This window comes from Bradyrhizobium erythrophlei (assembly GCF_042430365.1).
Lineage (GTDB): Bacteria > Pseudomonadota > Alphaproteobacteria > Rhizobiales > Xanthobacteraceae > Bradyrhizobium > Bradyrhizobium erythrophlei.
Genome location: NZ_JBHMET010000270.1, coordinates 16,600 through 28,610, shown reverse-complemented (window position 1 = coordinate 28,610; position 12,011 = coordinate 16,600). Strand labels below are relative to the sequence as shown.

Annotated in this window: 10 protein-coding genes; 5 read left to right on the top strand and 5 right to left on the bottom strand. The window is 65.3% G+C overall.

The features are described from left to right. The first annotated feature begins 14 nt into the window (after nt 1–14). A complete protein-coding gene (locus ACFFWD_RS41345; RefSeq protein ID WP_376975149.1) occupies nt 15–995 on the top strand; it encodes a 3-hydroxyacyl-CoA dehydrogenase NAD-binding domain-containing protein in 981 nt (326 codons plus the stop codon). Next, the gene (locus ACFFWD_RS41340; RefSeq protein WP_376975148.1) at nt 992–2,191 is read left to right on the top strand and encodes a CaiB/BaiF CoA transferase family protein; all 1,200 of its coding nucleotides are present in this window, start codon (nt 992–994) and stop codon (nt 2,189–2,191) included. Before ACFFWD_RS41345 ends, ACFFWD_RS41340 begins: the two co-directional genes overlap by 4 nt. Nucleotides 2,192–2,554: 363 nt before the next feature. Here ACFFWD_RS41340 and ACFFWD_RS41335 read toward each other — a convergent pair whose 3' ends face one another. From ACFFWD_RS41335 to ACFFWD_RS41320, 4 genes are all read right to left on the bottom strand, one after another. After that, on the bottom strand, nt 2,555–3,634 hold the full coding sequence (locus tag ACFFWD_RS41335) for an AraC family transcriptional regulator (RefSeq protein ID WP_376975147.1): 1,080 nt from the start codon (nt 3,632–3,634) through the stop codon (nt 2,555–2,557). A gap of 172 nt (nt 3,635–3,806) precedes the next feature. After that, nucleotides 3,807–5,207: an L-serine ammonia-lyase gene (locus ACFFWD_RS41330; protein ID WP_376975146.1), complete on the bottom strand. Its 1,401-nt coding sequence runs from the start codon at nt 5,205–5,207 to the stop codon at nt 3,807–3,809. Continuing rightward, nucleotides 5,204–6,373, bottom strand: coding sequence for a M20 aminoacylase family protein (locus ACFFWD_RS41325; RefSeq protein ID WP_376975145.1), 1,170 nt, complete (start codon nt 6,371–6,373; stop codon nt 5,204–5,206). Before ACFFWD_RS41325 ends, ACFFWD_RS41330 begins: the two co-directional genes overlap by 4 nt. A 19-nt stretch (nt 6,374–6,392) precedes the next feature. After that, complete coding sequence (locus ACFFWD_RS41320) at nt 6,393–7,745, bottom strand: DUF3100 domain-containing protein (RefSeq protein WP_376975144.1); 1,353 nt, start codon at nt 7,743–7,745, stop codon at nt 6,393–6,395. A 314-nt stretch (nt 7,746–8,059) separates the two neighbouring features. On the opposite strand from ACFFWD_RS41320, the gene ACFFWD_RS41315 reads away from it, so the two are divergent. The 3 genes from ACFFWD_RS41315 to ACFFWD_RS41305 are packed head-to-tail and all read left to right on the top strand — an operon-like array spanning nt 8,060 to nt 11,263. Continuing rightward, nucleotides 8,060–10,147: an FUSC family protein gene (locus ACFFWD_RS41315; protein ID WP_376975143.1), complete on the top strand. Its 2,088-nt coding sequence runs from the start codon at nt 8,060–8,062 to the stop codon at nt 10,145–10,147. Beyond that, entirely contained in the window at nt 10,144–10,341 is a 198-nt protein-coding gene (locus tag ACFFWD_RS41310) for a DUF1656 domain-containing protein (protein WP_376975142.1), read from the top strand. The genes ACFFWD_RS41315 and ACFFWD_RS41310 overlap by 4 nt, the downstream gene beginning before the upstream one ends. Nucleotides 10,342–10,360: 19 nt before the next feature. Continuing rightward, entirely contained in the window at nt 10,361–11,263 is a 903-nt protein-coding gene (locus ACFFWD_RS41305) for an efflux RND transporter periplasmic adaptor subunit (protein ID WP_376975141.1), read from the top strand. Nucleotides 11,264–11,275: 12 nt separating this feature from the next. Here ACFFWD_RS41305 and ACFFWD_RS41300 read toward each other — a convergent pair whose 3' ends face one another. Then, the gene (locus tag ACFFWD_RS41300) at nt 11,276–11,872 is read right to left on the bottom strand and encodes a GNAT family N-acetyltransferase (protein WP_376975140.1); all 597 of its coding nucleotides are present in this window, start codon (nt 11,870–11,872) and stop codon (nt 11,276–11,278) included. Between the last annotated feature and the right edge of the window lie 139 nt (nt 11,873–12,011).

Here is a 12,011-nt window from a genome sequence, read left to right as displayed (position 1 = left end):
CCTCGGAGGAAACCATGCCATCGTCCGCAGATCGCGCCGCCATACTCAACCGCTATCGCAATGTGTGCGTCATCGGAGCCGGTGTCATCGGCTCCTCCTGGGCGGCACTGTTTCTCGCCCACGGGCTTAATGTCGTGATCAACGACCCGCAGCCGGACATCGAGGCCGTGGTCAAGGCCGCGCTAATCAAGATCGCACCGACGCTGCTCAAGCTCGGGCTGCCGCACGAGGGGTTGGAGCGCAATCTGACCTTCGAGCCGGACCTCGCCCGCGCCGTCGCCGGCGCCGACCTCGTGCAGGAAAACGGTCCGGAGAACCCTGAATGGAAACAGAAGCTCTGGGCGCGGATCGAGGCCGCGGTGCCGAAACATGCCCTGCTGCTGTCGTCGAGCTCGGCGCGACCGGCCACCGAGCAGGCGCGCGAGATGAAGGATGCAAGCCGGCTGCTCGTCGGCCATCCCTTCAATCCGCCGCATTTGATCCCGTTGGTCGAGGTGGTTCCGGGCGAACGCACCGACCCGAAGGCGACCGCCGACGCGGTCGCGTTCTACGAGGCGCTCGGCAAGGTACCGCGCGTGCTCAAGAAGGAGATCCAGGGCTTCGTCGCCAACCGGCTGCAGCGCGCGATCATGCGCGAGGCCTGCTACCTCGTGCAGGAAGGCGTCGTCACCGTCGATGAGCTCGACGACATCGTCACGAACTCGATCGGCCTGCGCTGGGCCGTGAACGGGCCGTTCAGCTCGTTCCACATGGGCGGCGGGCCGAAAGGGCTGGAATCGTTCTTCCAGCACCTCGGCAAGAACATGGCCGCGTCGTTCAAGCTGATCCCGCAAGTCGAGCTCGACGAGACGCTGCAACGCCGCATCATCGATCAGGCCGCCGCGTCGTTCGGCCGGACGCCGATCCCGCAAATGGAACGCGAGCGCGACGATACCCAAGTCGCGCTGCTGCACGTGCTGGGGGCGCGGAACGGCAGGGGAGACGGACTCACATGAGCATCTTCGAGGGTTTGAAGGTCATCGATTGTGGCAGCTTCATCGCCGCTCCGACGGCGGCAACGCTATTGGGAGATTTCGGCGCCGATGTGATCAAGATCGAGCCGCCCGGCGCCGGCGACGCGTTCCGCCAGGTGCCGAAGCTGCCGGGCATGCCGAGGTCCGATCAGCCCTATGGCTGGCTCCTCGACAACCGCAACAAGCGCGGCCTCGCGCTCGATCTGTCGAAGCCCGAGGGCCAGGCCGTGCTGCACCGCCTCGTCGCGACCGCCGACGTGTTCATCACCAACTATCCGCTCGCCGTGCGCAGAAAGCTTGCGATCGGCTACGAGCGGCTCGCCGCGATGAACGATCGGCTGATCTACGCCTCGTTCACCGGCTATGGCGAAACCGGTAGCGAGGCCGGCAAGCCCGGCTTCGACGTCACCGCCTATTGGGCGCGTTCGGGCCTGATGGACATGGTGCGGAGCGACGCCAGCACACCGCCGGCGCGGGCTCTCGCAGGGATGGGCGACCATCCGTCGGGCGTTTCGCTGTTCGCGGCCGTCGCGGTGGCGCTGTATCAGCGCGAGCGCACCGGACGCGGCACCCAGGTCGGCTCCTCGCTGCTGGCCAACGGCGTCTGGTCGAACGGCATCATGGCGCAGGCAGCGCTGTGTGGGGCAACGTTCACGCCGCGCCCGCCGCGCGAGAACCTGTTCAACGCGCTCGGCTGCTACTACCGTTGCCGCGACGGCCGCTGGCTGCTGCTCGCGATCGTCAACGAGCAGCGCGACTGGCCGATCGTCGCGAAATGCCTCGGCCTCGACCATCTGCTCGACGACATCAGGTTCACCAAACAGGCCGATCGCTTCGCCCGCTCGGCGGAGCTGATCGCCTTGTTCGACGCTGCGTTCGCGACCCGCGACCGCGACGAGTGGCGTTCGCGGCTCGATGCGGCCGGTATCGTGTTCGAATGCGTCGCCGAGATGGGCGATCTGTCGGCCGACCGGCAGATGCAGGATGCCGGCGTGCTGATCCCGTTCGAGGACGATCAGATGCTGACCATCGACAGCCCGTTCTTCGTCGACGGCGCGACCAAGGTGAAGCCGCGCAAGGCGCCTGCGGTCGGCGAGCACAGCGCGCAGATCCTGCGCGAGGCGGGCTACGATGACGCCACCATCGCCGCCATGCGCGACAGCAAGATCGTTGCATGACGCGCCCAGCGGCGCACGAGAAAAGGCCGCGCTCCCGGGTGAGAAGCGCGGCCAGTCTCGGGGCGCCCGAACCGGGGGGCACCACAGCGGCGGTGCGGCGCAGCTGAGGTTCGGAAGGCGCGCCCCCGAGCGAAAACGGTTAACGCCTGGGGCGCGTGAATGCTGGCTGGTCGATCCTTCCGCCGCGCAATGCCCTGCACATCTCTCGCAACTCCTTGACCAACCATCGCGTTTGCTATCGATGGCCAGTCTATGCACGGAGTTCAGCGGCGAGGAGGTTCGTCGAGACCGGTTCGGAGGTGACTTATGGACAGCTTGGGGTGACGAACGGTCAAACGCAGTGCTGTCCTGACCGCGCGGCCGTCACATGTGCGGAGAAACCCGGAAATCGGATGGGCTCTTGCCGGTCCAGCGGATGAAGGCATGCCGGAAGTTGGCGGCGTCGCTATAGCCAAGCCGGTTCGCAATCTCTTCGTTGGTCATGGCGGTCTTGCGCAGATACTCGATCGCAAGGCGCGTGCGCACCTCCGCCAGAAGCTCGCGATACGACGTGTCTTCCGCTTCGAGCTTACGGCGCAGCGCGCGCGGATGCATCGAAAGCCGCTCCGCGATCGCCTCGATGTTCGGATACCTGCCGGGCTGCTCGATCAGCACGCGCCTGACATCCGCGGCAATCCCGCCCGCCTGATTGACCTCAGACAAAACCTGCTCGCACATTTCGCGCGCCATTCCGTGGGTGCGGGAGTCCGCCAGCGCCACCGGCCCGTCGGCCTGCGACAGCTGGTACCTGTACTCGTTGCCGCGCTGCCGAAACAGAACCGGGCAGTCGAAGATCTCCTTGTAGGCGCAAGCGTGCGCCGGCTCGCCGTACGCAACGGAAATTTGGGAGAAACGGAATGACTCGCCGGCCAGATCCTTCATCGTCGTCAGATGCGACGACAGGGCGAACTCGGCCGCGAAGCGATGCACGTCCTGCGTTGGATTCGGCCAATGCAGCGGTTCGAACGCGCAGACGACCGTTGCGCCGTCATAGGAGTATTTTGCATCGCAAAGCGGGCCGACGACCCGAAGGTACCGATTGGCGAAGGCGCGAACTTCGTCGTATGTCGCGCTGCTCAGCAGCGCATATCCGTACATTCCGTGCGCCGTCACGCGCATCCGCTGTCCGGCACGAAGCGCGACCGATGGATCGTTCGACAGCCGCAATGCATTGCGCACCACAATGTCGATCTGCCGGTACGAGATCCGCGTCGTGTGCGCTTCGAGCTGATCCTCGGTCAGGCCGGTGCCCGCCAGCGCCACCGACGATCGAACATCCTGCCTGCTGAGCTCGGCAATGATGGCGGCAATCAACTGCGCGGAATAGACATGCTGGTCGAAATCCGGCGGCAATTGACACGCGGGTGCGGCGTCTCGTGCGCGCTCCCTCCCTCCGGAGCTCATGGTCGTCCTCCTCTTGGGTTTAAAGTCTTGCTCCAATTTGATATCATTCGCAATACTGGGCGGAGGCGGACCGCCTTCCTATCCCCAGTACCGGGCCGCGCAGCGCTGTGCCGTGTCCGCGGGGGTTGAGTTTGTTCGCGCGAGACTTCGCTCGCGCTGCGCCTGAAAGGCGTCAGCACTCCACGACGTTCACCGCGAGCCCGCCCAACGACGTCTCCTTGTACTTGGACTTCATGTCTTCGCCGGTCTGCAGCATCGTCTTGATGACGGCATCGAGCGAGACATAGTGCTTGCCGTCGCCGCGCAGCGCCATTCGGGCGGCGTTGATGGCCTTGACGGCGCCCATCGCGTTGCGCTCGATGCAGGGAATCTGCACGAGCCCGCCGACGGGATCGCAGGTGAGGCCGAGATTGTGTTCCATCCCGATCTCGGCCGCATTCTCGACCTGCGCCGGCGTGCCGCCGAGCACAGCCGTGAGGCCGCCGGCGGCCATCGAACAGGCGACGCCGACTTCGCCCTGGCAGCCAACCTCGGCGCCGGAGATCGAGGCATTCGCCTTGTAGAGCATACCGATTGCGGCCGCAGTGAGCAGAAAAGTGATGACGCCGTCGTCGGACGCACCGGGACTGAACTTGACGTAATAGTGCAGCACGGCCGGGATCACGCCGGCGGCGCCGTTGGTTGGTGCGGTCACGATCCGTCCGCGCGCCGCATTCTCCTCGTTCACCGCCATCGCGAAGGCGTTGACCCAATCCATCGCCGCCAGCGGATCAACACTCTCGGTGTCGCTGTTGCGCGCCGACAGCTCGCGATAAAGCGCCGGTGCGCGACGGCGAATATTCAGCGGGCCGGGCAACGGCTCGGCGGCGCCTGCATTGTCGATCCCGAAGCCGCGATCGACGCATTGCTTCATTGCGTCCCAGATCTTCAGCAGGCCGGCGCGAACCTCGGCCTCGGTCCGATGCACGCACTCATTGGCAAGCACCATATCGGCGATCGAGCGACCGCTCGACTGCGCGCGTGCGACCAGCTCGTTGCCGGTGCCAAACGGATACGGCCAGACCGGATGCGCGCCCTCTGCACCTTCAGTCGTTTCACTCGAACCGCGCTCGATCACGAATCCGCCGCCGATCGAGAAGTAATAGCGTTCGGCCAGCAGACTGCCGTCGGCCGCGAACGCCACGACGCGAATTCCGTTCGGATGTTCCGGCAGCGCGCTGTCGGGCTGGAACACGATATCGCGCCCGCGCCGGAACGACACCGGGTGAACATTCAGTAACCGCAACTCTTCGGAACGCTTGATCTCCGCAAGCTGCGGCACCACCTGGGCCGGATCGACCGTATCGGGCTTCTCGCCCAGCAGGCCGAGGATCACGCCGAGGTCGGTCGCATGCCCGTGCCCCGTCGCGCCCAGCGACCCATAGAGGTCGGCGCGAACCTGCGCCGTCCTCGCCAGAAGCCCATCGCGCTCCAGCCCGCGGGCGAATTGTCCGGCCGCGCGCATCGGCCCCACCGTGTGCGAACTCGACGGGCCGATGCCGATCTTGAAGATGTCGAAGACCGAAAGCATCAAGCAGCAGGCAGTTGTTGCTTCACCAGCTCGACCCAATAGGCGGCGCCGAGCGGCAGGATGGCGTCGTTGAAATCATAATACGGATTGTGCAGCGGCGGATCGTTGGCGGATTCGCCGGCGCCGATGCAGATATAGGCGCCCGGGCGCTCCTGCAGCATGAAGGCAAAATCCTCCGAGCCCATGGCAGGCTTGATGTCGGTCTGCACCTGCTCGGTGCCGACGAGGATTGTGGCCGCCGATGCCGCGGCATCGGTCTCGGCGGGCGTGTTGATGACGCCCGGATAACCCCGCATGTAGGTCAGATCGACCTTTGCGCCATGCGTTTGCGCGACGCCCGCGCAGACCTGCTTCATCGCGGCCTCGACCTGATCCTGCACCTCGGCGTCCAGCGTTCGCACCGTGCCGCGCAGCGTGACGGTCTCGGGCACCACGTTCCAGGTGTCGCCGCCGTGGATCTGGGTGACGCTCACCACGGCAGCATCCATTGCGCCAATCCGGCGGCTCACGATCCCTTGCAGCGCGGAGACGAGATCGGCCGACACCAGGATCGGGTCGATGCCCTTCTCCGGCGTCGCTGCATGGCAACCGCTTCCGGTCACGACGACCTCGAAGGTATCGAGGAAGGCCGTCGCGATACCGGTCCTGATCGCGAACCTTCCGCGCGGAATGTTCGGAATATTGTGCATGCCGTAGACCGCGTCGGCGGGAAACATCTTGAACAGCCCGTCCTCGACCATCTTCTTGCCGCCGCCTTCATTCTCCTCGGCCGGCTGAAACACGAAATGGACGGTACCACGGAACGGCCGATGACGCGCGAGATGCACCGCCGCTCCCAGCAGCATCGCCGTGTGACCGTCGTGGCCGCAGCCATGCATCTTGCCGGTGCGGATCGACTTGTGCGCGCGCTCCCCGAGTTCCTGGAGATCAAGCGCGTCCATGTCGGCGCGCAGCGCGATCGTCGGTCCCTCGCCGTTCCTCAGCGTGCCCACCACGCCGGTGCCGCCGAGACCGCGATGGACCGCGATCTGCATTTCCATCAGCGCATCGGCCACCAGCTGGCCAGTCCGGTGCTCCTCGAATGCGGTCTCCGGGTTGGCATGGATGTCATGACGCCAATCCAGCATCCGGGCACAGATATCGTCAGCGATTCCAAATTCCTTTGACATGCGTGATCCTGTCCGTTGGTTAGCGATGGAAGAATTCAGCGATCAATGTTGCGCCGAGGAAGGTGCCGGCGGCGGCCGTCAACGACACCACCACGATGCGCCAGCTCAGCTTCCTGAAGATCGGAAGGTCCTTGGCGACCGAGAAGCCTGCCAGCGTCAGCACGGGGGTCGTGAACGCCAGGAAGTTCAGCTTGTCGACCGACGCAATCATCGCGTTGGAGAATGGCAGCAGGCCGGGAATGCCGAGCACGGTGGTGACCGCGACCAGGATGAGGATGTGCGGCACCTTCGACAACAGGCGGGCCAGGACGTCGACCAGCAACACGACCGCGAGCACGACCAGGAGACCGGTACCTGATTGCAGCAGCGGGACCTTGTAGGTGAGCGAGTTTCCGATCAGGACGCCGCCTGCGACAGTGATCCAGGCGAGCAGCGAGTCGGAGAAGCCGAACGTGCCATGCTTGGCCTCGCCGGCGCCGGAGCCGGCGATCGAAGGCCCGAGGTCCCCCGACTTGAAGCTCGAGAACCGGCCGAGCACGGGCTCCAGCCTGTCATACAGCCAGGAGCACACCGGCAGCGAGAAGAACAGGGCGAAATAGAAACCGAGCACGGCGGTCATCAGGTTCGCCGCCGAGGCGATCGCAATGAGCTCCTTCGCCATCTCGGGCGGACTGTGGCCGTTGATAGTCCCGATCGCGGCCGCCATCATGCTGCCGGACCCGACGCCGGCGCCCATCGCGAGTGATCGCGGATCGAAGATGTGCAGGCTGGCGACGAAGCCGGCCAGCAGCGCGATGAACAGGGCACCGAGCACGGTGCCGGTGATGTACTCGGCGAGCACGCCGCGCCCTTCGGCCGAGTTCATGCCGTACTTTTCGCCGATGATCACGAGATTGCCTTCGCGGCCGATCGAGAACGTCGCGCCGACCGCTTCACGCTTGACGCCGAGCAGGAGCGCGATCGGCAAGCCCAAGACCAGCGTGCCGAAGGTGTGACCGAGCTCCTGGAAGATCAGCGCCCAGCCGGCCTTCTGGACCTCCGGCAGCGCGCCGCCGACCGTGAAGCCCATCTTGATCACGAAGAGCAGCAGGCCTGCGTTGAGCAACTGTCCCGCATAGGTCTGCAGGCCGGGCCCGATCCGCGCGGCGGCAGGCAGATAGCGCGCTGAAAGGCCCCATGCGGCCGCGATCAACAGCGCCCACACCATCGGTTGAAGCAGCACCTTGCCGGGCCCGATCTGGAACTGGACGACCCCGATGGTCTCGGCGACGGCAACGATGATCAGCACCGCAAGGAGCAGCGTGAATTTGCCGGTGCTTGCGGGCTTGACTGTCGCGGCGGCCTGGTCTGCAGGAGAAGAAGTCGACGTCATAATGCTGGACACCCCTAAGATGATTGCGAGGCAACGCGGTGAACGGTGAACCAACTTGCCCGGCAAGCATCAGGGAGAAACCACCTTGCATCAATGATCGCGCTGTCAGATTTCTGTTGCATTTTTTGCAACATTGGCCAAACGGGGGAGATAGGCGGGAAAAGCCGCCATCATGACCCTTCAGGGATTCTTGAGTGGTCAGGTGCGCAAGGGACGCGCATCTTGTCCCAAACTAACCTCCCCGCCGGTCTTGCCGCACCTTCCGCGCCACGTGCATCCGGAGATACTGCAAATCACCCCGCAAGCGACCCGACATGCTGCAGATCGTTCGACAATTGACCTGGCGTCACGCCCTGTTCTCGGTGAAGACATTCGTCGCCGCGATGCTGGCGCTCTACATCGCGTTCCGGCTGAACCTGTCGCGCCCGGTGTGGTCGGTCACCACGGTCTACGTGATCTCGCAGCCTTTTGCTGGAATGGTGCTGGCCAAATCGTTCTATCGCATCCTCGGCACCATCATCGGCGCGATCGCCTCGCTGGTGTTCGTGGCCCTGTTCTCGAACTCGCCCGAGCTGTTCTGCCTGGCGCTGGCGCTCTGGATCGGCGCGGGGACTCTGGTGTCGATCTATCTCCGCGACGCGCCGCAGGCATACGCCGGGATGCTGGCCGGCTATTCGGCCGCGATCATCGGCCTGCCCGCCGCGCTTGCGCCGACGACGGCGTTCGATTTCGCGGTGGAGCGCTGTCTCGAGATCATGATCGGAATCGGATGCGGCACGCTGATGCACCATCTGGTGCTTCCGCAGCGCGCCGGCGACGCGTTGCGCAAGACGCTCCACGCCGCGCTCCCGGACATGGCGCGCTGGGTGAACGATTCGCTGAGCGGCGAGGCCGGCAGCGAAAAAGCGCTCGCCGATCGCCGCACGATCATTGCGACCATGATGTCGCTCGATGCGATGCGCGCTTTCGCCGTCCTCGATGCGCCGGCGCTGCGGCCGATCGACACGGTCCTCCGGCAGTTCGAGGGCAAGATGCTCTCGCTGCTGGCGCTGCTTGTCGCCCTCTATGATCGCGTGGCGCTGCTGCGCCGGCAGCAGCCGGAGGCCGCAGATCGCCTGCGGCCGATCCTGCAACGGGTCGCAACCCATATCGCCGGATCGGCAGGCGCCGCAACGCCGGAGCAATCGGACAAGGAAGCCGCAAGCGAAGCTGCGCTTGTGGCTGAGATCGAGGCCGAGCTTCCCTCGCATCAGGTCCTGCAGGGCAATCCCGAGGCATTCCTGGTCCGCAGCATTCTGCTCCGGCTGATCGACATCTTGCGGATGTGGCGCGATGCGGTGTGGATCCGCGCGCATATCAGCACGGAGCGCATGCTTCCGGACCACCAGGCGGTTCCGACCTTCCGGTCCTATCGCGACTTTGGCTTTGCCGTGCTGGGCGGCTTCGTTTCTACCGCCGCGGTGCTGCTGGCGAGCGCATTCTGGATTGCCACGGCCTGGCCGGCCGGCCCCACGGCCGTGACATTCGCCGGAATCATCTGCGCCATCGCGGGCGCGCGCGACAATCCCGCAGCGATCGCCGCGGTCTTCCTCAAGATGAGCGTGGTCGGCGCCGCGGTGGCCGGGATCTATCTCTTCATCATCCTGCCGCCGCTCACGACGTTCGGCGCGCTCGTGGTCGCACTCGCGCCGCTCTATCTCGTCTGCGGGCTGCTGTTGACGGTGCCCGCCGGCGCGCCTTACGTGCTTCCGGTGATCTTCAACGGCGGCGGGCTGATCGCCATCTCGAACGAGATGCAGTACGACTTCGCCGTCTTCCTGAACAACGCCTTGGCCTATGTCGTCGGCATCTGGATCGGCGCGCTGGCGCTTGCCTTGCTGCGCCCACTGAGCATGAGCTGGGCCGTGGAGCGCCTGACGCGCGGCATGATGGCGGATCTCGCACACACCGCCGATGTGACCATGGCCGAAGGCCGGAGCACGTTCGAGAGCCGGATGTTCGACCGGATCAACGCGCTGCTGATGCGGCTCGATCAGACGGTGGCGGAGCAGAATGCGATTCAGCAGGGCGCGTTCGCGAGCCTTCGCATCGGGCTGAACATGCTCGCGCTTCGTTCCTTCCGCCCTTCGCTTTCCGCGCCGGCGCTGCAAGCGATCGACGCCGGCCTGGTCGCCTTGCGCGCGCATTTCGTCGGCGCGGCCAGATCGGCACGCGCCACCTCGCCGCTGCCTGTCCTTCAAGCTGCGCGCGCCCGGATCATGTCGCTCGGCAACGATGCGCCCCTGACCCGCGCAGCCGAATCCCTTTACAGCATCGAGGTGACGCTGGCGCAGCATGCGGCGTTCTTCGGTCTGCCCGACGCCGCGCGCCGCGCGCCAAGCACGGAGGCCGTGCCCGCATGATCAAGGAGATCGCACTCGACGGCGTCTATCTGCCGCCACTGCTCGGCTACCTCGTCGGGGCCGCCGTCGGATGGTACGCCCTGCGCTATCTGCTCACGCGGCTCGGCGCCTACCACTTCGTCTGGCATCCGCCGCTGTTCAACACCGCGCTGTACGTGATCCTGCTCAGCGCCCTTGTCGCTACAACGCTTTGAACCACCGAGGGTCCGCAGCATGATGCCTAAATTTGCTCCCTGGATCCGGGTATCCGTCACGGTGGTTGCCGTGGCGCTGGCCGCGCTCGGCAGCTGGTACCTCTGGAGAACCTATGAGGAAAGCCCGTGGACCCGCGACGGACGCGTGCGCGCCAACGTCGTGATGGTCGCGCCCGATGTCGCCGGAATGATCGTCGACATCACGGTCAAGGACAATCAGAACGTGCGGATCGGCGACGTCCTGTTCACCATCGACCCGGCGCGCTACGAGTTGGCGCTGTCGGCGGCGGAAGCCGCGGAGGCCGGCGCGAAGAGCGTGCTCGATCAGCGCGAGGACGAACTGCATCGCCGCGAACGGCTGAGCTCGGCCGCGATTTCCGAGGAAGCGTTCAACCAGGCCCGCGCCGCGATGCAGTCGGCGCAGGCTAGCTATGATCAGGCCGTCGCCTCCGTCGGCGTGGCGAAGCTCAATCTGGCCCGCACCGTGGTCCGCGCGCCGGTCAACGGCTATGTCACCAACCTCCTGGTCGATCGCGGCGACTACGCGACCGCCGGCCGCGCCATGGTCGCGATCGTCGACAGCGATTCGTTCTATGTGGCGGGGTATTTCGAGGAGACCAAGCTGCGCCACATCAAGATCAACGACAAGGTCACGGTCGGACTGATGGGCTTCGACGCGCCGCTGCGCGGGCACGTGCAGAGCATCGCCCGGGCGATCACCGACCGCGACAACGCCGTCGCCAACGACTTGATCGCCAACGTCAACCCGACCTTCAGCTGGGTGCGGCTGGCGCAGCGCATTCCGGTCCGGATCGCGATCGACGACGTGCCCAGGGACGTCACCCTGCACGCCGGCATGACCGCGACCGTCGCCGTCCTGGACGCGAACGGCGCGCGAACCGTGAAACCGTCGCTCTGGTAAGCGAAACCGCCGCTACTTGACTGCGTCGGACGAACCATTGGGTTCGAGCTTCGCGCTTACCTCCGCGACGTTGAGGCCGAGCACAACGATGTCGTGGGTCTTGCCCTGCAGGTCCTTCACCTGGTCGCGCAGGAGAGCCTCGGTGCGGAAGCCGAGCCCTTCGAAGATCGCGATCGCACGAACCTGATCCGACGTCATCTGCACGGTCACGCGCTCCAGTCCCATCGACAGCGCAAGGTCGAAGGCCTCGTGGGACAGCGCCCGTCCGATACCGGTACCGCGGACATGGGACGAGATCACGGTGCGGATCTCTCCGACATGGGCAGACCACGACAGCGGATCCCGCACGATCGTGCCGCACCCCACTACCGCGTTGTCCTTGACCGCCAGCAGGCTGACAATCGAGCCGCGCTCGATCTCCTTGATCCAGGCCGACAGCACCTTCGGCTCGCTGATGTTTCGCGGCAGGAACAGCATGTCATGCACGGCCAGCGCCTTGGCGAATTTGAGCGTTGCAGCCTCGTCGGCCAGTCCCATCAACCGAAACTCGACATCCCCGCTCTCGAAGTTGACGCGACGTGGATAGGATCGCATCTTGGTGTTCCTCATGCAGATAGCTCGCTCGTTCAGAAATCAGACGGTGGCCGCAACCGCCCCATGCGGGGGTCGCGGCGCTGCTTCCGCCTGTCCTGCACGCGAGCGTGACATCAAGCAAGTCGAGCGTGCCAATGTCCTAATATAACCCCCG